Source organism: Pseudomonas sp. AC463 (assembly GCF_979253585.1).
Genome location: NZ_CEEDDZ010000633.1, coordinates 1 through 270, shown reverse-complemented (window position 1 = coordinate 270; position 270 = coordinate 1). Strand labels below are relative to the sequence as shown.

Sequence of the window (270 nt, the reverse complement as noted above, 5' to 3'; positions counted from 1 at the left end):
ACGTAACCTGGTTTTCGACGATCTGCGGGGCCTGGCCCGGATTGGTGGTGCGGATGATGACCTGGACGTCGGACAGGTCGGGCAGCGCATCGACTGCTGTCGAGCGCAGAGCGCCCACTCCGACGACGATCAGCGCGAGGGCTGCGAGCAGGACGAGGACACGCGCCTTGACGGACGCCTCGATGATCCGCGCGATCACTTCGTGTCGCCCGTGATCGGCCGCGCGGCGATGCCGGTCAGGCTCGCCTCGCTGTCGAGCAGGAACTGGCC

At 67.8% G+C, this 270-nt stretch carries 1 protein-coding gene; it reads right to left on the bottom strand.

The window, feature by feature from the left end:
• Nucleotides 1–199: efflux RND transporter permease subunit (locus AC0IYH_RS31745; RefSeq protein ID WP_471838242.1), on the bottom strand; the 199-nt coding region annotated here is incomplete at its 3' end.
• Between the last annotated feature and the right edge of the window lie 71 nt (nucleotides 200–270).